The sequence below is a fragment of the Streptomyces fungicidicus genome (assembly GCF_003665435.1).
Lineage (GTDB): Bacteria > Actinomycetota > Actinomycetes > Streptomycetales > Streptomycetaceae > Streptomyces > Streptomyces fungicidicus.
In genome coordinates this window covers 3829292-3852561 of record NZ_CP023407.1, presented here as the reverse complement: position 1 = coordinate 3852561, position 23270 = coordinate 3829292, and the positions used below count along the sequence as shown (strand labels likewise).

18 protein-coding genes are annotated in these 23270 nt (G+C 69.4%); 7 read left to right on the top strand and 11 right to left on the bottom strand.

From position 1 onward, the window contains the following. Positions 1-14 precede the first annotated feature (14 nt). The 5 genes from CNQ36_RS17525 (at position 15) to CNQ36_RS17505 (ending at position 4770) form a co-directional block, all read left to right on the top strand. Complete coding sequence (locus CNQ36_RS17525) at positions 15-527, top strand: Jag family protein (protein ID WP_121546700.1); 513 nt, start codon at positions 15-17, stop codon at positions 525-527. 122 nt (positions 528-649) lie between these two features. Next, complete coding sequence (rsmG, locus tag CNQ36_RS17520) at positions 650-1366, top strand: 16S rRNA (guanine(527)-N(7))-methyltransferase RsmG (protein ID WP_004929209.1); 717 nt, start codon at positions 650-652, stop codon at positions 1364-1366. 291 nt (positions 1367-1657) lie between these two features. Continuing rightward, entirely contained in the window at positions 1658-2734 is a 1077-nt protein-coding gene (locus CNQ36_RS17515) for a ParA family protein (protein WP_004929211.1), read from the top strand. Continuing rightward, positions 2731-3828, top strand: coding sequence for a ParB/RepB/Spo0J family partition protein (locus tag CNQ36_RS17510; RefSeq protein ID WP_121546699.1), 1098 nt, complete (start codon positions 2731-2733; stop codon positions 3826-3828). The genes CNQ36_RS17515 and CNQ36_RS17510 overlap by 4 nt, the downstream gene beginning before the upstream one ends. Before the next feature lie 324 nt (positions 3829-4152). Continuing rightward, positions 4153-4770, top strand: coding sequence for a GNAT family N-acetyltransferase (locus CNQ36_RS17505; protein WP_121546698.1), 618 nt, complete (start codon positions 4153-4155; stop codon positions 4768-4770). 101 nt (positions 4771-4871) lie between these two features. On the opposite strand, the gene trxA is transcribed toward CNQ36_RS17505, so the two are convergent. The 7 genes from trxA to CNQ36_RS17470 all read right to left on the bottom strand — a co-directional run bounded on the left by trxA (position 4872) and on the right by CNQ36_RS17470 (position 14702). After that, a complete protein-coding gene (gene trxA / locus CNQ36_RS17500; RefSeq protein WP_004929217.1) occupies positions 4872-5204 on the bottom strand; it encodes a thioredoxin in 333 nt (110 codons plus the stop codon). A gap of 41 nt (positions 5205-5245) precedes the next feature. Further along, complete coding sequence (trxB, locus tag CNQ36_RS17495; RefSeq protein WP_121546697.1) at positions 5246-6214, bottom strand: thioredoxin-disulfide reductase; 969 nt, start codon at positions 6212-6214, stop codon at positions 5246-5248. Between the two features lie 237 nt (positions 6215-6451). After that, positions 6452-7366 (bottom strand): anti-sigma factor family protein, encoded by a 915-nt coding sequence (locus CNQ36_RS17490; protein WP_121546696.1) that lies wholly within the window; start codon positions 7364-7366, stop codon positions 6452-6454. Next, positions 7363-8085, bottom strand: a complete 723-nt coding sequence (gene sigM / locus CNQ36_RS17485) for an RNA polymerase sigma factor SigM (RefSeq protein WP_004929223.1) — start codon at positions 8083-8085, stop codon at positions 7363-7365. Before sigM ends, CNQ36_RS17490 begins: the two co-directional genes overlap by 4 nt. Before the next feature lie 27 nt (positions 8086-8112). Then, positions 8113-9810: a protein kinase family protein gene (locus tag CNQ36_RS17480; RefSeq protein WP_121546695.1), complete on the bottom strand. Its 1698-nt coding sequence runs from the start codon at positions 9808-9810 to the stop codon at positions 8113-8115. Positions 9811-9951: 141 nt separating this feature from the next. Next, positions 9952-12270 carry a murein biosynthesis integral membrane protein MurJ gene (murJ, locus tag CNQ36_RS17475; RefSeq protein ID WP_121546694.1) on the bottom strand — a complete coding sequence of 773 codons (2319 nt, stop codon included), beginning with the start codon at positions 12268-12270 and terminating at the stop codon, positions 9952-9954. A 44-nt stretch (positions 12271-12314) separates the two neighbouring features. After that, on the bottom strand, positions 12315-14702 hold the full coding sequence (locus CNQ36_RS17470) for a DUF6049 family protein (protein WP_121546693.1): 2388 nt from the start codon (positions 14700-14702) through the stop codon (positions 12315-12317). Positions 14703-14902: 200 nt separating this feature from the next. On the opposite strand from CNQ36_RS17470, the gene CNQ36_RS17465 reads away from it, so the two are divergent. Beyond that, positions 14903-16369, top strand: a complete 1467-nt coding sequence (locus CNQ36_RS17465) for a CCA tRNA nucleotidyltransferase (protein ID WP_206278465.1) — start codon at positions 14903-14905, stop codon at positions 16367-16369. A 95-nt stretch (positions 16370-16464) separates the two neighbouring features. Here the strand turns inward: CNQ36_RS17465 and CNQ36_RS17460 are convergent, their stop codons facing one another. The 4 genes from CNQ36_RS17460 to CNQ36_RS17445 all read right to left on the bottom strand — a co-directional run bounded on the left by CNQ36_RS17460 (position 16465) and on the right by CNQ36_RS17445 (position 20232). Next, entirely contained in the window at positions 16465-16959 is a 495-nt protein-coding gene (locus tag CNQ36_RS17460) for an LppU/SCO3897 family protein (protein WP_004929233.1), read from the bottom strand. A gap of 122 nt (positions 16960-17081) precedes the next feature. Further along, complete coding sequence (locus tag CNQ36_RS17455; protein WP_121546691.1) at positions 17082-18344, bottom strand: MFS transporter; 1263 nt, start codon at positions 18342-18344, stop codon at positions 17082-17084. A gap of 77 nt (positions 18345-18421) precedes the next feature. Continuing rightward, positions 18422-19504, bottom strand: a complete 1083-nt coding sequence (locus CNQ36_RS17450) for an inositol-3-phosphate synthase (protein WP_004929237.1) — start codon at positions 19502-19504, stop codon at positions 18422-18424. A gap of 44 nt (positions 19505-19548) precedes the next feature. After that, positions 19549-20232 (bottom strand): PadR family transcriptional regulator, encoded by a 684-nt coding sequence (locus tag CNQ36_RS17445; RefSeq protein WP_004929239.1) that lies wholly within the window; start codon positions 20230-20232, stop codon positions 19549-19551. A 396-nt stretch (positions 20233-20628) separates the two neighbouring features. Between CNQ36_RS17445 and CNQ36_RS17440 the strand changes: the two genes are divergently transcribed. Next, positions 20629-23250: a transglycosylase domain-containing protein gene (locus CNQ36_RS17440; protein ID WP_004929241.1), complete on the top strand. Its 2622-nt coding sequence runs from the start codon at positions 20629-20631 to the stop codon at positions 23248-23250. Positions 23251-23270 lie beyond the last annotated feature (20 nt).

Genomic DNA, 23270 nt, shown 5'->3' with positions numbered 1-23270 from the left:
AAGGAGTCCATCCCGTGACGGAAGGCACCACCGCCGCCGCTGGCGAGGGCACAGACACCCTCAGCCGCCTCGAGCAGGAGGGCGAGATCGCCGCGGACTACCTGGAGGGTCTGCTCGACATCGCCGACCTCGACGGTGACATCGACATGGACGTCGAGGCCGACCGGGCCTCCGTCTCGATCATCAGCGACGCGGGCACCCGTGATCTGCAGAAGCTGGTCGGTCGTGACGGTGAGGTCCTGGAAGCCCTCCAGGAGCTCACGCGGCTGGCCGTGCACCGGGAGACCGGCGACCGCAGCCGCCTCATGCTCGACATCGACGGCTACCGCGCCAAGAAGCGGTCCGAGCTGTCCGAGCTGGGCGCCAAGGCCGCCGCCGAGGCCAAGAGCAGCGGCGAGGCCGTGAAGCTGGACCCGATGACGCCGTTCGAGCGCAAGGTCGTGCACGACGCGGTCAAGGCGGCCGGCCTGCGCAGCGAGTCCGAGGGCGAGGAGCCGCAGCGCTTCGTCGTCGTGCTTCCCGCCTGATCGGCCACTACGTTCCATCGGCCCCGTCTGTGCGCAGACGGGGCCGAATTTTGTCAGCCTGATAGTTCTGTGGTTCTGGTGTCGGCGCCCCGTGCCGGCACGGTACGGAAGGACGGTCCCCCGTGACGGAGGCAGCGGAGCTTCCCCCCGCGCCCGAGCAGGCACGCGAGGTGTTCGGCAATCGCTTCGAGGACGCGGTCCGGTACGCGGAGCTGCTCGCGGAGGCGGGTGTGCAGCGCGGCCTGATCGGCCCGCGTGAGGTGCCCCGCCTGTGGGAGCGGCATCTGCTGAACTGCGCGGTGCTCTCGGAGGTCGTGCCCGAGGGCGTGACGGTGTGCGATGTGGGATCGGGGGCCGGTCTGCCGGGCATCCCCCTGGCGCTGGTCCGGGAGGACCTCAAGATCACTCTGCTGGAGCCGCTGCTCCGGCGCACCAACTTCCTCACCGAGGTCGTGGAGCTGCTCGGCCTGGATCATGTGACGGTCGTCCGCGGCCGGGCCGAGGAGGTCATGGGCAAGCTGACCCCGGTGCACGTGGTGACCGCGCGCGCCGTGGCTCCGCTGGACCGCCTCGCCACCTGGGGCATCCCCCTGCTGCGTCCTTACGGCGAGATGCTGGCCCTCAAGGGCGACACCGCCGAGGAGGAACTGAAGAGCGCGGCGACGGCGTTGAGCAAGCTCGGCGCCGTGGAGACATCGATCGTGCATGTGGGCGAGGGCGTGGTGGACCCGATGTCCACGGTGGTACGGGTCGAGGTCGGGGAGAGCCCGGGCGGTGTGCGGTTCGCCGCGAAGCGCGCCAAGGCCGCCCGCACGGGACGGGCGCGACGACGGCGCTGAGGGTTGGACGTACTCCACACAAGCTGCCAAACCCATGCATGCCGGAGTGTCGCGGCAGTACCGCCCCGGCTGCTGTGCATCGTGTTTCACGTGAAACGTCGCTCACTGCTGCACGGCATCATCAGTCGGGGCCGCGCCGCGGCCGAACCCCGTGACCGGAAGCCCCTCGGTTCTCTCGGAGAGGCTCCCGGTTCCGATGAGACACGGGCCTCCTCCGCGGGCGCGGAGTTGTCCACAGAGGTGGATTTCTCCACAGAACGCCAGGGCTCACTGGTTCACGACCCCGAAGGCATGGGAGGCTCTGTTCATAGCGAGCCTGAAGTCGAGGAGAGTGAATCCTTGCGGTCCGACGCCAACATCGCGGGACCGATGACCGATCCGGTCCCCGGTCCCCGTACCGAATCGACGGGAGCGGATGTTTCACGTGAAACACCGCCTCCGATGGACGACACTCCCATCGGTCGCGCTGCCCAACTGGCGGTGGAGGCTCTGGGGCGAGCCGGCGAAGGCCTGCCACGGCCCGAGCAGACCCGCGTCATCGTGGTCGCCAACCAGAAGGGCGGTGTCGGCAAGACGACGACCACCGTCAACCTTGCCGCGTCGCTCGCTCTGCACGGCAGTCGTGTCCTGGTGATCGACCTCGACCCCCAGGGCAACGCGTCCACCGCCCTGGGCATCGACCACCACGCCGACGTCCCCTCCATCTACGACGTCCTGGTGGAGAGCAAGCCGCTGGCGGAAGTCGTCCAGCCGGTCCCCGACGTCGAGGGGCTCTTCTGCGCACCCGCCACGATCGATCTCGCCGGTGCGGAGATCGAGCTGGTGTCGCTGGTGGCGCGGGAAAGCCGGCTGCAGCGGGCGATCCAGGCGTATGAGCAGCCGCTGGACTACATCCTCATCGACTGCCCGCCCTCGCTCGGCCTGCTGACGGTCAACGCGTTGGTGGCCGGCCAGGAGGTCCTGATCCCGATTCAGTGCGAGTACTACGCGCTGGAGGGCCTGGGACAGCTGCTGCGCAACGTCGATCTGGTGCGGGGCCACCTCAACCCCACCCTGCACGTATCGACGATCCTGCTCACCATGTACGACGGCCGGACGCGCCTCGCGTCGCAGGTCGCGGACGAGGTGCGCACCCACTTCGGCGACGAGGTACTGCGGACGAGCATTCCTCGCTCCGTCCGTATCTCGGAGGCGCCGAGCTATGGGCAGACGGTGCTGACCTACGATCCTGGATCGAGCGGTGCCCTCTCCTACTTCGAGGCGGCACGAGAGATCGCGTTGAGGGGCGTCGGCGTCAGCTATGACGCGGCGGGGGCCCACATCGGCGCACAGCAGAACGATCCGAGCATGGTGGAGGGCATCCAGTGAGCGAGCGACGGAGGGGGCTGGGTCGTGGTCTAGGCGCACTGATCCCTGGGCCGGCGGAGAAGACGGTGACGCCCCCGGCGGTGGGGGGTACTGCTTCCACGTCTCCGGCGGCGGTGCCGGGTCTGCCCGGCGGTCGAAGCGGGGGCGCCGCGAACTTGGCGACCCTGTCGGCTGTTTCACGTGAAACGGAAGAGGCGCCGGCCCAGAGCGCCGCGGCCGTGCCCGCGCCGCCCATGGGCGCGCACTTCGCCGAGATCCCGCTCGACGCCATCACGCCGAACCCGCGGCAGCCGCGGGAGGTGTTCGACGAGGACGCCCTGTCCGAGCTCATCACCTCCATCAAGGAGGTCGGCCTCCTCCAGCCGGTCGTCGTGCGGCAGGTGGGGCCAGAGCGCTATGAGCTCATCATGGGCGAGCGCCGGTGGCGTGCCTGCCATGAGGCGGGACTCGAGGCGATCCCGGCGATCGTGCGGGCCACGGACGACGAGAAGCTCCTCCTGGACGCGCTGCTGGAGAACCTGCACCGCGCCCAGCTGAATCCGCTGGAAGAGGCCGCCGCCTACGACCAGTTGCTCAAGGACTTCAACTGCACGCACGACCAGCTGGCGGACCGCATCGGCCGCTCCCGGCCTCAGGTGTCCAACACCCTGCGTCTGCTGAAGCTGTCGCCCACCGTCCAGCGCCGGGTGGCCGCCGGTGTGCTGTCCGCCGGGCACGCGCGGGCGCTGCTGTCCGTCGAGGACTCCGAGGATCAGGACCGGCTGGCCCACCGCATCGTGGCCGAGGGGCTGTCGGTGCGGGCGGTCGAGGAGATCGTGACCCTGATGGGTTCACGGCCCCAGAAGGCTCAGCGGTCCAAGGGTCCGCGCGCGGGAGCCCTGGTCTCCCCGGCTCTGACAGAACTGGCGACGCGTCTGTCGGATCGCTTCGAGACGCGCGTGAAGGTCGACCTCGGGCAGAAGAAGGGCAAGATCACCGTCGAGTTCGCCTCGATGGAGGACCTCGAGCGCATCCTGGGCACCCTCGCTCCCGGGGAAGGGCCCGTGCTGCAGCCGAGCCTGACGGACGACGACTCCGTGGAGGCCGAGGGCTGACCCTCCGAGGTCAGGCCGAGAGCCGTCCGAGCGACCAGGGGCGGGCCGTGTCCGGTGTCTACCGGAACACGGTCCGCCCTTTGCTTTTTGGCGGTATCGGCGGAATCGCTTCATGGATACGATGCGTTCGGGTATGGCGCATCCACCCGGCAGCACCTCGGAGAGCAAGGCAGGAGCCATGCGATTGACGAGCCGCACCGGACTGGTGAGCGCGGGGCTGGGGGTGGGCGCCGTCAGCGGGTTCATCGGCAGCCTGCTCAGGGAACGGAGTGCTCTGACGGCCGCCCGCGTGGCAGCGGGCGAAGGAAGCGAGGAACAGCCTTCATGGGGCGTCGGCTCGTACCGCTCACGCTGGACAACCTTCCGGACCTCCCCCGGCGCTGCCGCTCATGCGTCTTCTGGGAACTCGACCCCGTCAGTGGCGAGGCAGCGGTAAGGGCGGGCACGTCCGCGGAGGAGAAGGAGTCGTGGATCTCGGCCGTTCTCCTGGACTGGGGATCCTGCGGGCGGGTCGTCTACGTCGACGACGTCCCCGTGGGCTTCGTGATCTACGCACCGCCCGCCTATGTGCCACGCTCCGCGGCGTTCCCCACAAGCCCCGTGTCGCCGGACGCGGTACAGCTGATGACCGCGTTCATCCTGCCCCGGTACCAGGGTCAGGGACTGGGCCGCGTGATGGTGCAGACGGTGGCGAAGGATCTGCTGCGCCGGGGCTTCAAGGCGATCGAGGCCTTCGGCGACGCCCGCTGGAAGGAACCCGCCTGCCTGCTGCCCGCCGACCATCTGCTGGCCGTGGGCTTCAAGACGGTCCGTCAGCATCCCACCCATCCCCGGATGAGACTGGAGCTGAGGACGACGCTCTCCTGGAAGGAGGACGTCGAGATGGCGCTGGACCGGCTGCTCGGGGCGGTACAGAAGGAGCCGGCGCTGAGGCCGCTGTGAGTGCGTCCGCGGGAGCGTGACCGTCTCCCCGCCGGATGTGCTGCCGTCATGCGAATGGGCCGGCCCTTCCGGGCCGGCCCACTCGTGTTTCACGTGAAACGTCAGTCGGCGATGAAGTCCTCGAGGTCGCGGACGATCGCGGCCTTCGGCTTGGCGCCGACGATGGTCTTGGCCACCTCGCCACCCTGGTACACGTTCAGGGTCGGGATGGACATGACGCCGTACTTGGCGGCCGTGCCGGGGTTCTCGTCGATGTTCAGCTTGACGATCTCGATCTTGTCTCCGTACTCGGAGGCGATCGCCTCGAGGGACGGAGCGATCTGACGGCACGGACCGCACCAGGCGGCCCAGAAGTCCACCAGGACGGGCTTGTCGCTCTTGAGGACGTCCTGCTCGAAGGAGTCGTCGGTCACGTTCTTCAGGGTGCCGGCCACAGCGGGCTCCTTAACTGGTCGGTGCGTGGGGCGGGTGGGGGTCAGACAGAGGTCTTCTCGGGCTCGGCCTGCTCCTCGTCCGAGAGGGCCGCGAGGTAGCGCTCGGCGTCGAGGGCGGCGGCACAGCCCGTGCCGGCCGCGGTGATCGCCTGCCGGTACGTGTGGTCGACCACGTCACCGGCGCCGAAGACACCGGTGATGTTCGTGCGCGTCGAGGGCGCGTCGACCTTGAGGTAGCCCTCCTCGTCCAGCTCCAGCTGGCCCTTGAAGAGCTCGGTGCGCGGGTCGTGGCCGATCGCGATGAACAGGCCAGTGGCCGCCAGGTCCGAGAGCTCGCCGGTCTTGACGTTGCGCAGCTTCAGGCCCGAGAGCTTCTGGTCGCCCTGGACCTCGGCGATCTCGCTGTCCCAGACGAACGAGATCTTCGGGTCGGCGAAGGCACGCTCCTGCATCGCCTTGGAGGCGCGCAGGGTGTCACGGCGGTGGACGATCGTCACGGACTTGGCGAAGCGCGAGAGGAAGGTGGCCTCCTCCATCGCGGTGTCGCCACCACCGATCACGGCGATGTCCTGGTCCTTGAAGAAGAAGCCGTCACACGTGGCGCACCACGAGACACCGCGGCCGGACAGGGCGTCCTCGTTCGGCAGGCCGAGCTTGCGGTGCTGCGAGCCGGTGGTGACGATGACGGCCTTGGCCTTGTGCACCGTACCGGCGGTGTCCGTGACGGTCTTGATCTCACCGGTCAGGTCGACGGCGACCACGTCGTCCGGGACGAGTTCGGCGCCGAAGCGCTCCGCCTGGGCCCGCATGTTGTCCATGAGCTCGGGGCCCATGATGCCTTCCTGGAAGCCGGGGAAGTTCTCGACCTCGGTGGTGTTCATCAGCGCACCGCCGGCGGTGACGGCGCCCTCGAACACCAGGGGCTTCAGCGACGCACGGGCGGTGTAGAGCGCCGCCGTGTAGCCGGCGGGCCCGGAGCCGATGATGATCACGTTACGGACGTCGCTCACGGCTGAATTCCTCGTCTCTGGTCTGCGTCGGTCGACCGGTGGGAGCCGCCTTTGCAGCTCTCACCCCACCCAACGGATCCTAAGGGGCGCGCATTCCCGCCGTGCCCGCGCACACGGACACGGCCCGTTGCCGGCACGGTGAGGAACACACCCAGTACGGGATACCACGCGGGAGGCGGACGAAGCGCCGGACGTCAGGGCCGTGTGGGCCGGACGTCAGAGCGGGCGCGCCGGTCGTCAGGAGCGTGCGTAGGAGTGCTCGAGCAGAACCTTCGCCGTGGTGGCCGCGGACACGTTGTCCACACAGGTCGCCTCGACGATGTACGCGGTCACACGGGAGCTGTCCGAGGCGTCGGGGAGCACCACAAGCATCGCCTCCTTCCCCTGGTACGTGCCCTTCTCGGTGGCGAGCGCGGCGTCGTCGCGGCCGATGCCGTCGCTGACGCACTTCGGCACCGCGGGCTCCTTGAGAACCCGGGGACTGACGGCGTGGGACTCCGACTGCGACCCGAAGGTTCGCCCGGTGCTGGCGCCCTTCCGCTCCCCCTGGCTCTGTGCGAGGAGATCGGTGACCTGCTTCTCCAGCTTCCCCTCGGAGAAGGTGTCCGACGCGGTGGTCCGGGGGCCCTCGTCCGGCCCTCCCTCGTTCATGCTCGACAGCACCACTGATCCGAGCCCCAGAGCCGCGACCGTGAACACGGTCCCCAGGACGGCGACCCGTCGGCGCCCGCCGCGGAGACGGCCCTTGCGGCCCGGCCCGGTCGTGGAGGAGCGGGGGCGCCCGGCCGGCCGGTCCTGGAGCGGCGATGTTTCACGTGAAACATGCGCCTGCTCGTCGCCGGGGGACGCGGACGAACTACCGGCGGTGTCCCCGGTGGTCTCGGGTTCCGGCGCCGTGGCATGCAGCAGGGCCTCCGCGGCCAGCGCCGCGTCGATGCGTCCCGCCACCTCGGCGGGCATCCGCGGCGGGCCCGGCGCCGTGCCCAGCAGGTCCCGGATCTCCTCGAGCGAGGCATGGACGTCCGCGCAGAGCGCGCACTCGTCCAGATGCCGGCGCACTTCGGCGCTCCGGGCGGATGGCAGGAGTCCCTCGGTGAGGTCGGAGATCTCCGCGACGTCCGGGTGCTCCGCCCTGTCCGTCGTCGACGTCACGCTCGCCCACCTCCGCCCTTCACTGCAGCCGGGTCGTTCGATCCTGAGTCCGGGGGATCCGCCTGTCGCGGTCCCGCTGCGGGTGGGACGGACGTCCCCTGCGTCCGGTTCCGTCCCTCACCCCGTTTCTTCTCACCGGGCCCGTCCGGCCGCAGATGAGTGAGCAGGGGCAGCAGTCTGGCTCTGCCGCGGGCGCAGCGGCTCTTCACCGTGCCGGTGGGCACTTCGAGGATGCGGGCGGCTTCCGCGACCGGGTATCCCTGCATGTCAACGAGCACGAGCGCGGCCCGCTGATCCGGCGGGAGGGTGCCCATGGCCTCGATGAGCTGGCGGTGCAGATCGTTGCGCTCCGCGGGGGCCGAGGCGGACTCGTGGGGCTCGAGCAGCTGCTCCAGGCGCTCCGTGTCGTCGACCGGGGAGGTCTTCCGGGAGGCCGCCTTGCGGGCGCGGTCCAGGCAGGCGTTCACCGTGATCCGGTGCAGCCACGTCGTGACGGCCGACTGGCCCCTGAAGGTGTGGGCGGCCCGGTAGGCGGAGACCAGGGCGTCCTGGACGGCGTCAGCGGCTTCCTCGCGGTCGCCCAGCGTCCGCAGGGCCACGGCCCACAGCCGGTCGCGGTGCCGGCGCACGAGCTCACCGAAGGCGTCGGGGTCGCCCTCGACATGCCGGGTGAGCAGATCCTGATCGCTCACTCCGTCATGTGCGGCGCCTGCTGCCATCGGGTCCCCTCCCTCGATGCGGACGGGCTAGCTGGTCACCTTGACGTCCACGACACGGCCACGGAAGTTGCCGTCACTCGTCTGCGGCAGTTCGGTCAGCCAGACCAGCAGGTACCGGGACTTGACCGCTTCCCCGGGCTTGAGGGTCACACTGGAGCCGGTGCCCTCGGCGACCTTGGCGTAGTCGTCGAAAGACGTGGGCTGTACCCCTGCGTCGCTCGGGGCGGCACGGAGTTCCACCGACGTGTTCCCCACGAAGGAGACGGTGACCTTGCCGACCTGCTGGGACCGGCCGAGGTCGAGGATCACTCCAACGCCGGACTTGAGCCGGCCGAAGTCCGTACTCAGGTAGTAGTCCGTCTGCCAGTACGTACCCGGCGTGCTGTCGTACACCTTGCCCACGTCGGCCGGCTTCTCGGAGCCGTCGCTGCCGAACGGGTCGAAGTCCCGCGCCGCCGTGATGGCGATGGGCTTACCGCTCACCGGCTTCTTCGGGCTCTTGTCGTCGCCGTCCGTCGTCTGGGTCTTGTTCGTGTCGTCCGCCTTGCCGCCCTGATCCATGAGCGCGTCCGCGAGCTGCCAGCTGCCCAAGCCCAGCGCGGCGATCAGCAGCGCCGAGACGGCCCACTTGAGCGCCTTGCCCGTGCGGCTCTGCAGCGGAGGAGGCGGTGTCGGGAGCGCCTGGGTGACACCGGGGTGCGGCGTCGGACGGCCGTAGGTGCCCTGCTGGTACGTGGTGCGCTGGTACTCGGGCGGGGTCGTGAACGCCGGCTCCGGCGGGCGGATGCGGGGCATCTCACCGATCGCCTTCACCAGCTCCTCCGGCGTGGTGCACGCCGACTCGTGGCGCGAGGCGGTGGCGCCGTCGTTGGCGAGCGCGCGCATGGCCAGCTCGGACAGCCCCCGGTGGACGCCCGCGCGCACCTGGTCGGGCGGGATCAGCCCGATGTCCTTCGGCAGCCCGGACATGCCGTAGGCGTCGCTCTCGTACGGCCAGCGCTGGGTGAGCGCCGCGTACAGCAGGGCGCCGATCGACTCCGTGTCGGTGCGCTGCGGCGTCTCGGAGCTGACGCCGCGCAGCGCCGCGTTCACCGCGAGGCCGCGGATCCGCCACTGTCCGGTCGAGGTGCGCAGGACGGCGTTGGGGTTCAGCCGCAGATGGGCGAGACCCTCGCGGTGTGCCGCCGCCATCGCTGCGGAGATCTGACTGACCATCTGGTAGGCGTCGTACACCTCCAGCGGGCCGGCCGCCAGGAGCGCGGTCAGTTCCGTGGCGTCGGGGAGCCATTCGTGCACGACGTAGACGACGTCGTTCTCCTCGACGGCGTCCAGGACCTGGACGAAGCGCGGGTCGCCCAGCAGGGCGGAGGAACGGGCCGCGGCAAGGACGGACCGGGCGCGCGAGTGGTCCGCGGGCAGGATGTGCACGCCGACGGCGCGGCGGAGCTTCTCGTCCACGGCACGCCAACTGCTGAACCCGTCCAGACGGGTGACGCACTCCTCGAGGCGGTAGCGCCTGGCCAGCTTGTGACCGCTGTGCAGTTCGGGTGGCGAGGTCATCGCGGAACCGTCGGCCCCGGTGTTCTCCTGTGCCTCGTCGTTGTCCGTGTCCCGCTCCCGGTTCTGGGCCACCCCGTCGGCCGTGGACTGGTCCGCCTGTGCGGTCAGCGGCTGCTCGCCGCTGTTGTCTGCCACGTCGACGGCAGCTGTGCTCCGTTCGGCCACCGTCGTTCCCTGCCTCCCCATCCCATGCGCGTCGGCCGGCGTCCGTCGCGCGCCGTTCGACGCCGAGACCAATTGTGCCCACAGTCCGCCGCTATGCACGACACACGGTGGCCGTTGATGGTTGTGCGCCTACCCCGTGTCTCAGCGTCCAAGGCGTCCGCGAACCATACCGACCAGCGAGTTGACCTCGTCGATCCGCATCCGGCGCGCGGCCACGAAGAACACGCCGAACAGCACGGCCCCGCCGGCCAGCAGTGCCGCGAACGAGCCCGCGACCCCCTGGCCCAGGGCCTGGCTGACCCCGTAGCAGGCCGCGCCGCTGAGCAGCGCGGCCGGGACGGCGGCGATGCACAGCCGGGCGTAGGTCCGCAGTACCCGGGCACCGTCCAGGTCGCCGCCCAGCCGCTTGCGCAGCCGGCGCCAGGCGACGCCGACGCCGATCGCGTAGGCCAGGCCGTAGGAGGCGGCCATACCGACCACGGCCCAGCGGGCCGGGAGCACGACGTAACAGATGCCCGAGACGATCGCGTTGCCCGCGGCCACGATGACCGTGTTGTAGAAGGGGGTGCGGGTGTCCTCGTACGCGTAGAACGCGCGCAGGACGACGTACTGCACGGAGTAGGGGATCAGGCCGAGGCCGAAGGCCATCAGCATGTAGCCCATGTTGGTGGCCGCCGAGGTGCCCGAGGAGCCGAACATCAGGGTGCACATCGGGATGCCGAGCGAGACGAAGCCGAAGGCGAGCGGCACGATCAGGACGGCCGTGGTGCGCAGTCCCTGGGAGATGTCGTCACGGACCGCGCCGGCGTCGCCGTCGGCCGCCGAGCGTGAGATACGGGGCAGGAGGGCGGCCATCAGGGAGACGGTGATGATGGCCTGGGGCAGGCCCCAGATCAGCTGGGCGTTGGCGTATGCCGCGAAGCCGGTGCCCTGGACGGCGGAGTCCAGGCCCGCGGCCGTGGACAGCTGGGTCACCACCAGGGCGCCCGCCTGGTTGGCGAGGACGAACAGGATGGTCCACTTGGCGAGCATCGCCGCCTTGCCGAGCCCGTGGCCCTTCCAGTCGAACCGCAGGCGCATGCGGAACCCGGTCTCGCGCAGATACGGGATCATCGCGAGGGCCTGGACGACGAGTCCGAGCAGGACGCCGACGCCGAGCAGTTGCTGGCCCTCCGGCGGGATGTTCGTGACCTCCATCTTCGAGTCCCCGGCGGTGCCGTAGACCCAGATGAAGGTGCCGAGCGTGACGATGATGACGATGTTGTTCAGGACCGGGGTCCACATCATCGCGCCGAACCGGCCGCGCGCGTTGAGGATCTGACCCATCACCACATGCACGCCCATGAAGAAGATCGAGGGCAGGAAGAAGCGGGTGAAGGTGACGGCGACGTCGTTGGCCGCCGGGTCGGTGGCGACCGGGTTCGACAGCGCGCGCACCAGGAGCGGGGCGGCCAGCCACGCGAGGGTGGTGAGGGCGGCCAGGGCGACCATCACGAGCGTCAGCAGGCGGTTGGCGTACGCCTCGCCCCCGTCGTCGTCGTCCTTCATCGCCCGCACGAGCTGCGGTACGAAGACGGAGTTGAGACCACCGCCGACGGTGAGGATGTAGATCATGGTCGGCAGCTGGTAGGCGACCTGGAACGAGTCGCCGAGGAGGCCGAGGCCCAGGGCCGAGACGATCAGCGCGGACCGGATGAACCCGGTGAGGCGGGACACCATGGTGCCGGCCGCCATCACGGCGCTCGACTTCAGCAGTCCCCCGGCCCGGCCGCCCTTCTTCGGCGCGGGGGCCGGTTCCGGCGCGGGCGCTTCCGCGGCGGGAGGCGGGGTGGCTCCCGCGTAGTGGCCGGGCGTCGGGGACGCGGGGCCCGGGACGGGTGCCGCGGCATAGTTCTGCATGCCGTTCACCGGGGGGTGTCCGGGGTGTGCGCCGCCGTGCTGCTGAGGGTGTCCGCCGGCCTGCTGCTGGTCGGGGAAGGCGCCGCTCTGCTGCTGGTCGCGGAAGAGGTGGGCGAAGGCGTCCGGTTCGTGTCGCTGGTCGCCCGTCTGGCCGACCAGGTCGTCCACGCCCACGAACTGCGTGGTGCGCGGGTCGTCGCCGTACGGCAGGTGCTGCGTCGGCCCGTCCGGCTCCGGCGCGGGCGTCTGGGCCCACACCCGCGGGTCGGGGGCGTACGGCGACTGGGGCGGCTGCCCGTACAGCGGCTGCTGAGGGGCGTAGGCGCCCGGCGGGGGCGGCGGGTGGGCGGCGCGGTCGTACAGCGCCTCGGCGACCGGGTCCTGCGCGGAGAGGTCCTGCGCCCGGTAGGGGTCCTGGTCGTAGGCGTCCTGGAGGTACGGGTCGGCGGGCGGCGGCGGCGCCTGGTCGTGCCCGGGCGGCGGACCCTGCGGGGGGTCCGACTCGGGATGGCCCGAGTTGCCCGCGGCATGGCCGCGGTCACCGTCGTACGGCGCGTTCATGGTTACCCCACCTCATCGTCCCCGGCCCACCGGCCACGACATCCTCAACGGTCCACTCTCTCACCCGTGCCGGACGGGTCGGCGTTTTCCGGTGCGGTGTCCGGTGCCGGGTCACTCGGCTGCTCGGGGCCGTCCGCCTTCGTGTCCGCCCCGGACTCCTGGGTGAGACGCTCCCCGGCGGCTTCCGGGTTCTGCGGGTCGCCGGCGTCCTCGCCCGCGTCGTCGTCCCGCTCCTGCGCGTCGCGGGCGGCGGCCCGCTTGCGCTGGGTGTACATCCGGAAGCCGGCGAGGACGAGCAGCAGCACGCCGCCGCCGATGACCAGCATCACCGTGGCGGTGATCTCGGTGACCTTCACGTCGAACGTGACGGGCTCGCCGTACTTCTGGCCGTCCTGCGTGTACAGCTGGGCGACGACCGTCGCCCGGCCGTTGGCGTTGGCGGACGTGGTGAACTTCACCGACTGGCTGTGGCCGCCCGAGACCGTGACGGGGTGCTCCTCGTAGGCGTTCCCGCCGATCTCGAGACGGGTCGGGTTGGTCGAGCTGAGCCGCAGCACCAGGTGCTCGACGCCCTGCACCAGGTTGTTCTGGACGGTCACGGGGATGGTGGCGCTGCGGCCGGAGAGCTTCGTCTCCGACTTGTCGATCAGTCTGACCTGCCCGATGAGCCCGTCGAGGTACGACTCGATGCCGCTCCGGTAGATCGCGGCCTCGGACTGACGGTTCCGCCACGACGCGGACATCGACCGGTTCAGCGCCCGTCCGAACGGGGTCACCACGCGGGACTGGTCGGAGAGGATCACCTTGAACCTGTCGAGCTTGTCCTGTGTCCGCGCGATCTGCTCGTACGTCGCCTTCGGCAGCTCGTTCCTGCGCAGGGAGGAGGGGTACGAGGACGCCGGGGGGACCTTGGTCGTGGCGGCGGAATCGGGTTCGGACCTGGCGGCCGCCGGGAGGCCCTGTGCTTCGGACCAGGTGCCGTTCTGGAGGGCGTCCAGAGCCTCGGCCATCGTCTGGGCCTGGCTTGCCGACGGGGTGCGCTGCGGTGCGACGACGACGCTGCGCCGCTTGCCCGTCTGCAGGTCGAGGGTCAGGCTCTGGGCCAGGAAGCGCTGTACCGCGAGGGTCGAGGAGGACGCCTTGGTCATGTCGCCCTGGAACGCGACGGACAACGGGGCGTCCGCGACGACGGCGGTGGTGCCGCCGCCGATGGGCCGGGGCGCGGAGGGCGTGTACGACAGGCCGGCGGTCTCCTCGAAGGTATCGCTGCGGGCGATCACCTTGTCGGCTCCGGCGGAGGTGGCGACCTTGACGATGGAGGGGTCGACGGCGCCGTTGACGGGCCAGGAGAAGTCCGTGCTGGGCTTCACGTGGAGGATCGACTCCACGGTTTCGGAGGCGACGTCGGTGGCCTCCTTGAGGTGGCTCAGCGAGCCGGTGACGGACGTGCCGTTGTGTGCGAGGGACGCCAGGTCGGGGTCGCCGAACGGCAGCGCGACGACGTCCTTGTCCGCCACCGCCTTCTGCACCTCGGTGAGCCACTTCTTGGCGACCGCCTGGTGGCTGCCGACGACGGTTTCGTCACCCTCGCCGCTCACCTCGTAACGCTCGGTCATCGACTCGACGGACGCCAGCAGGTCCGGGTCGATCACCCAGGTGACGTCGAGGTCCTTGCCGAGCGCCACCATCCGGTCCAGCCGTCCGCCCGGGGAGATCTCCTCGGCGAGGTCGTCGTCGTGGAAGAGCGGCGTCTGCTGTTCGTCGGATGCCGTCTCCGCCGTCATGTGGGAGGTGGAGATCAGCGGCCACATGAACGTGGTCCTGGACTTCGTGGCGGCCTCGTCCGGCTGCCAGGGCAGGAACGTCCGCTGCACGCCCAGGGTCTGCTCCCACTGCTGGGCGGAGGTCTGCCCGGAGAGCGCCACGGTGAGCTGGTAGACGCCGTCCTGCCCGAGGTTCAGCTTGTTCACCGGCACCGAGATGCTGAAGGGCCGGGAGACGCCCGGGGTGAGCTTGTCGAACTCCTCGGCGTACTTGTCGCCGACCTCCGGGCCGACGGCACTCTGCACGTCGGTGCTGTCCCTGGAGACGGTGTCGATGCCCGAGCGGGTGTTCAGCAGCGGTCCCACGCGCAGTCCCACGTGGGCGTCGGTGACGTTCTGCTTGCCCTTGTTGGTCACCGTTCCCTTGACCGTCACGGTGTCGCCCTCGGTGGGGGCGCTGGGGGTGAGCGTGTCGACCGAGACGGAGACCGGGCCCGTGTCGGTGGCCGCCCGCGGCGCTTCCCCCGGGGCGGCGGCTGCGGGGGAAGCCGTGGGCAGCTGGACCAGCCCGGCCAGCAGGGGCGCTCCGGCGAGCAGGGCTCCGGTGCGCCGCATCCAGCGGCGGGCAGGTGAGGGATTCGTCCCCTGGAAGTCTGCCGCCTCGGCCACGCGCTCGCCCGTCCCTCGTCTTCGTCAATGGTCGTCGGAATGTGCGTCCACGCATGGTAACGATGTGCGCTGAGGGGAAGTGCCGCGGACCGGTGTTACAAGATCGGGGGGCGAGCCCGTTGTCCCTGTATCGGCGGGGGTGTCCGCACCCGCACAATGAGGAGGCTCACGGCCGTTCGGGCCACGTACCCTCTTCTGTTGTGCCGAACGCCAACGAAGAAACCAGTGCCCTGAGCCAGGTGCAGGACCGCGCCGTGAGTGAACTGCTGAGGGTCGCCCCTGTCGCCGACGAACTCGCCCGCCTTTTCCAGGAGGCCGGGTTCTCGCTCGCCCTGGTCGGCGGCTCGGTGCGGGACGCGCTGCTCGGCCGCCTCGGCAACGACCTGGACTTCACGACCGACGCCCGTCCGCAGGACGTGCTGAGGATCGTGCGTCCCTGGGCGGACGCCGTCTGGGACGTCGGAATCGCCTTCGGCACGGTCGGGGCGCAGAAGGACGCCCGTGTCGGGGACGCCGACCGGAGCTTCCAGATCGAGGTGACCACCTACCGCTCGGAGGCGTACGACCGCACGTCGCGCAAGCCGGAGGTGTCGTACGGCGACTCCATCGAGGAGGATCTGGTCCGCCGGGACTTCACGGTGAACGCGATGGCCGTCGCGCTCCCGGAGAAGCGGTTCATCGATCCGCACGGCGGTCTCGGTGATCTCGCGGCACGTGCACTGCGCACGCCGGGGACTCCGGAGGCCTCCTTCTCGGACGACCCGCTGCGGATGATGCGGGCGGCCCGGTTCGCCGCCCAGCTCGACTTCGAGGTGGCGCCCGAGGTCGTCTCGGCCATGAAGGAGATGGCCGGGCGCATCGAGATCGTCTCCGCCGAGCGGGTACGGGACGAGCTGAACAAGCTGATCCTCTCCGCGCACCCCCGCAAGGGGCTCTCACTGCTCGTGGACACCGGCATCGCGGAGTACGTGCTGCCCGAGCTGCCGGCCCTGCACCTGGAAAGGGACGAGCACCACCGGCACAAGGACGTCTACGACCACACGCTGATCGTCCTGGAGCAGGCGATGGCCCTGGAGGAGGGCGGCCCCGATCTGACCCTGCGCCTCGCGGCCCTGCTGCACGACATCGGCAAGCCGCGCACGCGCCGCTTCGAGAAGGACGGCCGGGTCTCGTTCCACCACCACGAGATGGTCGGGGCGAAGATGACCAAGAAGCGCATGACCGCGCTCAAGTACTCGAACGAACTGGTGAAGGACGTCTCCCGGCTCGTCGAGCTGCATCTGCGCTTTCACGGATACGGCACAGGAGAGTGGACGGACTCCGCCGTCCGCCGCTATGTGCGCGACGCCGGCCCGCTTCTCGGCAGGCTCCACAAGCTGACCCGCTCGGACTGCACCACGCGCAACCGGCGCAAGGCCGCCGCGCTCTCCCGTGCGTACGACGGCCTGGAGGAGCGCATCGCCCAGCTCCAGGAGCAGGAGGAGCTCGACGCGATCCGTCCCGACCTCGACGGCAACCAGATCATGGAGATCCTCGGCGTCAAGCCGGGTCCGGCCGTCGGTCAGGCGTACAAGCACCTGCTGGAGCTCCGACTGGAGAACGGTCCGATGGCGCATGACGCGGCGGTGGCGGCACTCAAGGAGTGGTGGGCCGCGCAGCAGGGCTGAGAGAACGGAAAGGGGCCATGTTTCACGTGAAACATGGCCCCGCGAGTGCCGGAGGGGGCGGTGTTTCACGTGAAACACCGCCCCCTCCGTCTGTCCTACTTGTCCTTCAGGCAGAGGAGGAAGCTCTTGCTGCCGTTGGTCTCCGTGTACACGTACTGGAAGTCCTTGGCCTCCGCCTCGCACTTGTTCTGCGCCGTGAGGCCGGAGAAGTTGCCCTCCATCTTGGCGAGAACCGTGTACTGCGCCTTCGCGTCGCCGCAGTCGACGACCTCGAGGTCCGGGTCGTTGTCGTCCGTGCTGCCGCGGTGCATGCAGTCGCCGACCGCGGCGGTGTTGGCGTCGTCCTTGCTGGCGATGTAACCACCGATGGCCACACCGGCGACGATCAGCACGATGACGATGTTCTTTATCGTCTTGAAGCTGAGCTTGCGTCCCTGCTGCGGCGGCGGTATCGGAGCACCCGGCGGGGGGAACCCGGGCTGGCCCCCCTGCTGCGGGAAGCCACCCTGGGGCGCCTGGCCCTGGGGCTGGCCGTAGGGCTGCTGCTGGCCCTGGGCGAATGGGTTGCCCTGGGGCGGCGGAGTGGTCACTTGGGGTCCCCCTAGAACATGGGTGCGTGGCGCGAAAGACGCGTTGATAAGACGCCTGTAAGCTACCGGCCCACACTGACAACTCTGTAGCTCAATAAGGCTCTGTGGCGTTGATGTGACACTTACTGGCGCTCAAAACGGGCCATAGTCACAGCTACTGCTCCGTAGATAACGGCGATTGTTACCACCAGCGGGACGGATCGGCCGTCCGGCGGGAGCATCAGGGCCGCCACTCCCGCCGCGCCGACGAAGGCAACGTTGAACAGGACGTCGTACACGGAGAAGATGCGGCCGCGGAAATCGTCGTCGACGGACGACTGGACGATGGTGTCCGTGGCGATTTTCGCGCCCTGGCTCGTCAGACCCAGGACGAACGCTCCGGCCAGCAGAGGGCCGGAGGCGAAGGGCAGACCGAGCGCAGGCACCAGCACCGCCGCCGCGGCGGCGCACACCATGACCCAGCGGCCGGGACCGAGCCGCCCCGCGGCCCAGGGCGTCAGCACGGCCGCGGCGAAGAAGCCGGCGCCGGACACCCCCAACGCCAGCCCCAGCAGTGCGAGTCCCTCGTCCGTGGTCGACGTCAGGGAGTACCGGCACAGCATCAGCAGCATGACCAGCATCGCCCCGTAGCAGAACCGCATCAGCGACATCGCCGCGAGCGACCAGGCGGCCTCCCTGCGCGGTGGCTCCACCAGGTGGCGCACACCCGCCACCAGGTCGCGGGCGGTCCCGCTGAGCGCCGTGGCAAGCCGGGGACGCACCAACGCCCGGTCGGGACCGAGCAGTTCCTTCGCGATGCGCAGCGCGGCCACGGCCGCGCACAGATACAGCGCGGCGCCCACGAGCACCACCGCCGCGTCGGAGTCGGCGACGACCAGACGCACGACGAAGGCCAGACCGCCGCCGGCGGTCGCGGCGAGCGTCCCGGCGGTCGGTGAGAGGGAGTTGGCGATGACCAGCCGTCCGGGGTCCACCACCCGCGGCAGCGCGGCGGACAGGCCGGCCAGGACGAAACGGTTGACGCCGGTGACACACAGGGCGGCGACGAAGAGGAGCCAGTCGGGCACCCGGCCGAGGATGAGGAGGGCGGTCACCGACGCCATCAGGGCGCGCAGCAGATTGCCGTAGAGGAAGACCTGGCGGCGGCGCCAGCGGTCCAGCAGGACGCCGGCGAAGGGCCCGACCACGGAGTACGGGAGGAGCAGGACCGCCATGGCGGAGGCGATCGCCGCGGCCGAGGTCTGCCTCTCCGGCGAGAACACCACGTACGACGCCAGTGCGACCTGGAAGACGCCGTCCGCGCCCTGGGAGAGCAGCCGGACGGAGAGCAGGCGTCGGAAACCCTGGTAGCGCAGCAGAACGCGCAGGTCACGGACGACGGCCATGGGGCACAGCCTCACATACGGGAAGGGTCTCCGGGCCATACGACCCGGAGACCCTCAACTGCCCGCGACGGGAGTTCCTAGCGCTCGACCGCGCCCTGGATGAACTTCTCGACGTTCTCGCGGGCCTCGTCGTCGAAGTACTGCACCGGCGGGGACTTCATGAAGTACGAGGACGCCGAGAGGATCGGGCCGCCGATGCCCCGGTCCTTCGCGATCTTCGCGGCGCGCAGGGCGTCGATGATGACGCCGGCGGAGTTCGGGGAGTCCCAGACCTCGAGCTTGTACTCCAGGTTCAGCGGGACGTCACCGAAGGCACGGCCCTCGAGGCGGACGTAGGCCCACTTGCGGTCGTCCAGCCAGGCGACGTAGTCGGAGGGGCCGATGTGGACGTTCTTCTCGCCGAGCTCCCGGTCGGGGATCTGCGAGGTGACGGCCTGCGTCTTGGAGATCTTCTTGGACTCGAGGCGGTCACGCTCGAGCATGTTCTTGAAGTCCATGTTGCCGCCGACGTTCAGCTGCATCGTGCGGTCCAGGATCACGCCCCGGTCCTCGAACAGCTTCGCCATGACGCGGTGCGTGATGGTGGCGCCGACCTGCGACTTGATGTCGTCACCGACGATCGGGACGCCCGCCTCGGTGAACTTGTCCGCCCACTCCTTGGTGCCGGCGATGAAGACCGGCAGGGCGTTGACGAAGGCGACCTTGGCGTCGATGGCGCACTGGGCGTAGAACTTCGCCGCGTCCTCGGAGCCGACCGGCAGGTAGCAGACGAGAACGTCGACCTGCTTGTCCTTGAGGACCTGGACGACGTCGACCGGCTCCTCGGCGGACTCCTCGATGGTCTCCCGGTAGTACTTGCCGAGACCGTCGAGGGTGTGGCCGCGCTGGACCTGCACACCGCTGTTCGGCACGTCGCAGATCTTGATCGTGTTGTTCTCGGAGGCGCCGATGGCGTCCGCGAGGTCCAAGCCGACCTTCTTGACGTCCACGTCGAAGGCGGCCACGAACTCCACGTCACGGACGTGGTAGTCGCCGAACTGGACGTGCATCAGGCCCGGGACCTTGGACGCCGGGTCGGCGTCCTTGTAGTACTCGACGCCCTGCACCAGCGAGGCGGCGCAGTTGCCCACGCCGACGATGGCTACGCGAACCGAACCCATTCCGGTTGCTCCCTGTGTGTACGAGTGAGGCCCTGGAGCGGGTCTCACGTGGCGGTGTCGTCGGGCGTATCCGGCCGGGGGTCGTCCCCGGTCCGGGGCAGGCCGCCCGGCGTTCCAGATGTGGTGTCCTGCTGAGCGGGCCCCCCGGTGGCGGACCCCTTCAGGTCCCGCCCGGCCCGCTCGCTCTCGATGAGCTCGTTCAGCCAGCGCACTTCGCGCTCCACGGACTCCATTCCGTGGCGCTGGAGCTCGAGCGTGTAGTCGTCGAGGCGCTCCCGGGTCCGGGCCAGGGAGGCGCGCATCTTCTCGAGGCGTTCCTCCAGCCGGCTGCGGCGGCCCTCCAGGACGCGCATCCGCACATCGCGGGAGGTCTGCCCGAAGAAGGCGAACCTCGCGGCGAAGGTCTCGTCCTCGTAGGCGTCCGGTCCGGTCTGGGAGAGCAGCTGCTCGAAGTGCTCCTTGCCCTCCGCCGTCAGCCGGTAGACGATCTTGGCGCGGCGCCCGGTGAGCGGAGCGGCGAGGGCGTCCTCGGTGGTGTTCCCCGGTTCCTCGATCAACCAGCCGTTGGCGACCAGCGTCTTGAGGCAGGGGTAGAGCGTCCCGTAGCTGAACGCACGGAACACGCCCAGTGACGTATTGAGTCGTTTGCGCAGCTCATAGCCGTGCATGGGTGATTCGCGGAGCAGGCCGAGGACGGCGAACTCGAGGATCCCGGAACGCCGGCTCATCGTCGCCTCCCCTCTGCCGCGGTCCCGCCGTGACGGGTTCGTGTGCGGCTCGTCGCCGCCCTTATGCCGAGCTGATGTATCGACTCGATACATCATGACGATAGAACGGCCTTCCGGATGCGACAAGGGGGAGAAGGGTGAACGGGGTCACATCACCGATTCATCGTGAGCAAGTTGCCTGATTTGGGCTGAACTTCTGTGCTCGGCGGGTTTTGGCGGTGCGTAGTCTGTGCGCCATGCACGCCACCGGGAACCGAGTGACGCCTGGGGGCGTCTTTGTCCCCGGTGCAGTACGGGTGAATGCGCACAGCAACGCATCCGTACTTCGGGGGGACCGGAAACCAGCCGCCGTTTCCAGGCGCGCAAGGGTGCGCCTGCCCGAGGAGTAGTCGTTCGATGAGCGAGCACCGTCGCAAACCGCCGCAGCCGCAGGGAGGCGGACGTGCCGCGGCCCGACGCGGCCAGTCCGGCTCGTCCTCCGGCCGCCGCGCGGCACCGCGAGGCGCCACCGGGTCTCCGTCCGATTCCTATGGGTCGGGCTCCCCCGGAGCGGGGGATGAGGAGCGTACGTACGGCAGCCGCGCCGAGGCGCGACGTGCCGCACAGAGAGGCGGAGGCCGCCGTGCCGGCGCCGCCGGGGCCGGCCGTGGCAGAGGACGCGCGGCTCCGCCCGACAAGAAGCGGATCATCGACTATCCGCGCTACGACAAGGACGGCTGGCGCCGGTGGATGCCGTCCTGGAAGCTCGTGTCCGGGCTGTGCCTCGCGTTCCTCGGTAGCCTCGTCGCCGTGGCGGGCATCGGGTACGCCATGGTGAGCGTGCCCAGCGAGGAGAACGCCATGGCGTTGTCCGAGAACAACGTCTACTACTGGGCGGACGGGTCCCAGATGGTGGCCACCGGCAGCGGCCAGAACCGGCAGAACGTCACGATCGACCGGATCCCCGAGGCCATGCAGCGGGCGGTGATCTCGGCCGAGAACAAGAGCTTCTACGACGACTCGGGCATCGACCCCATGGGTATCGCCCGGGCGCTCGGCAACATGGCCACCGGCGGTGACACCCAGGGCGGCTCGACGATCACACAGCAGTTCGTCAAGAACACGTACCTGAGCCAGGACCAGACGGTCTCCCGGAAGTTCAAGGAGATGTTCATCTCGATCAAGGTGGGCACCAAGCTCTCCAAGGACGAGATCCTCCAGGGCTACCTGAACACCTCGTACTACGGCCGCGGCGCGTACGGCATCCAGGCCGCCGCCCAGACCTACTACGGCAAGGACGCGGTCGATCTCACGCCGAGCGAGTGCGCGTTCCTCGCCGCTCTGCTCAAGGGCCCGACGTACTACGACCCCGCGGGCAACACGAGCCTCGACTCCTCGGCCACCGAGTCGGCGAACCGCAAGCGCTCGGAGGACCGCTGGGGCTGGATCCTCGAGCAGATGCACAGCGACAAGTCCCTCTCGGACGCCGAGTACCAGGAGGCGACCAAGAAGTACCCCATGCCCCAGGGCCGCAAGGCGACCAAGGGCATGACCGGCCAGGTCAGCTATCTCGTCGACACGGCCAAGCGCTTCGTCCTGAAGAACTCCGACATCACGGAGGCGCAGTTCGACCAGGGCGGCTACCAGATCTACACGACCTTCGAGAAGGACAAGGTCGATGCACTGGCCAAGGCCGTCAAGAAGATCGAGAAGGAACACATCAACCCGAAGCGTGAGCTGGACAAGCACGTCCAGTTCGGCGCCGCCTCGGTGAAGCCCAACGACGGTGCGATCGTCGCGCTCTACGGCGGCGCCGGCTTCGAGAACGGTCACTTCAACAACAACGCGGACACCTCGGGTATCCCCGTCGGTTCGACGTGGAAGCCGTTCGTGCTGGCCGCCGCGATGCAGCACGGCACCTACAAGACCAACGGCGAAGGTGTCTCGCCGCAGAGCAAGTACAACGGCGACGACAACCTGGAGATCAAGAACAACGACGGCTCGCTCGTCCTGAAGAAGGACAACACGCCCTTCCGCCAGAAGAACGAGAGCGACTACCCGTGGGGTTACATCACCCTGCGCAAGGCGATGGAGCAGTCGGTCAACACGCCCTTCGTGCAGCTCGGCATGGACGTGGGGATGAAGAACGTGGCGGACGTCGCCGAGAAGTCCGGCATCCTGAAGGACAGCTTCGCCGGCCTGAACGCGTCGTTCGCCCTCGGTACGTCGACCCCCAGCGCGATCCGCATGGCCGACTCCTACGCGACCTTCGCGGCGTCCGGCAAGCAGGCCGATCCGTACTCGGTGACCGCCGTCAAGAACAAGGGCTCGGAGCTCCCCGGCTTCGAGAAGCCGCGGGTCAAGCAGGCGATGCCCGAGAACGTGGCCAACAACGTCACCAGCACCCTCGAGAACGTGATCAAGAACGGTACCGGCTACCACGCGCAGGACCTGGGGCGCACGGCCGCCGGCAAGACCGGTACGACGGACGAGAACAAGTCCGCCTGGTGGGTCGGCTACACCCAGCAGCTGTCGACCTCGGTCGCGATGTTCCGTGAGGACCCCAAGAGCCACAAGCTGCTGTCCATGAACGGCACGGCGGGCAAGGACTCGATCCACGGTGGTGACATCCCCACCCAGATCTGGACCGAGTACATGAAGACCGCGTTGAAGGGGAAGGACGACCCGGGCTTCCCCAAGGCCGAGAAGATCGGTGAGATCGCGGACGGGATCGGCGCGCCGACCCCGACGCCGACTGTCACGGAGACCGAGGAGGAGGAGAAGGAGACGCCGTCGGCGCCTCCGTCGCCCACCGAGACCGAGGTCACGCCGACGCCGACGGACACCGCCACATGCGGGCCGTTCGACATCAACTGCGACGACGGCAACGACAACGGCGGCACCGACAACGGCGGCACCGACAACGGGGGCACCGACGGAGGGGCGACGAGCTCACCGGATCCCACGGAGAGCGGTGATACCGGAAGCAGCAGAGGCAACGGCAACGGCGGTGGTCTCTTCGGAGGCCCGGCCGCTTAGCAGCCCCTTCGCCCGGCATG